This is a genomic window from Blastococcus sp. TF02A-35, from assembly GCF_004571075.1.
GTDB lineage: Bacteria > Actinomycetota > Actinomycetes > Mycobacteriales > Geodermatophilaceae > Blastococcus.
On sequence record NZ_SPQP01000085.1, the window covers coordinates 1 to 1,058 of the forward strand.

1 protein-coding gene is annotated in these 1,058 nt (G+C 68.5%); it reads left to right on the forward strand.

Annotated elements, in window-relative coordinates; genetic code table 11:
• Positions 1-106: 106 nt before the first annotated feature.
• A partial coding sequence (locus tag E4P43_RS19685) for an IS481 family transposase (RefSeq protein WP_135147196.1) occupies positions 107-1,058 on the forward strand: 952 nt, incomplete at its 3' end.

A 1,058-nucleotide genomic window follows, 5' to 3' on the forward strand; every position in this document is an offset into this window, starting at 1 on the left:
TGTAGTGACCACGAGCGTTGTTGACGGCGTAGCGGGCTGATCCAACGAGGAGACCTCCGAGCGAAGGTGTGGGTGCTGACGCCTCACCGACCGCCCGGAGGTCTCGTTGTCCCACGCTAATGCCCGTCTGACGGTGCACGGCCGTCTGCTGCTGGTCACCCGAATTGAAGAACAAGGGCGCCCTGTCGCCCACGTCGCCGCGGAGCTCGGCGTCTCTCGCGCCACTGGCTACAAGTGGTGGGACCGGTGGCGGAAGTTCGGCCTGGCAGGCCTGGTGGACCGGCCCAGCCGACCGCACACATGCCCCCGTCGCACCCCACCAGCGGTGGAGGCGGAAATCTGCCGGTTGCGCCGTGACCGCAAGCTCGGCCCCCGGCGGATCGCCGCCCTACTGGGCCTGGCCGCCAGCACGGTCTATTCGGTGCTGCGCCGCCAGGGCCTGCACCGGCTGACCATGTTCGACCGGCCCTCACCCACCCCGATCCGCCGCTACGAACGAGCCCGCCCGGGCGAACTGGTGCACATCGACGTCAAGAAGCTCGGCCGCATCCCCGACGGCGGCGGCTGGCGGATGGGCAACCGAGCCGACTTCCCCGATCGCCGCCGACAGACCGGCTGGGAGTTCGTCCACTCCGCCGTCGACGACCACTCCCGCTTGGCCTACTCCGAGATCCACCCCGACGAGAAAGCCGACACCTGCGCCGGCTTCCTCGACCGAGCACTGGGCTTCTTCGCCGCCCACGGCGCGCCGGTCAGTGAAGTGATCACCGACAACGCCTTCGCCTACCGACACGGCCGCGCCTGGCGGGAACGGCTGGCCGCCGACGGCATCAAGCACCGCTTCATCCGCCCCTACCGGCCCCAGACCAACGGCAAAGTCGAACGCTTCAACCGCACCCTGCTCGAGGAATGGGCTTATGCCGCCGCTTTCAACTCCAGCCGCGAACGAGCCGACGTGCTCCCCGGCTGGCTGCACACTTACAACCACCACCGCAGCCACACCGCACTCGACGGCCAATCACCGATCAGCCGCGTCAACGACCTACCTGGTCACTACA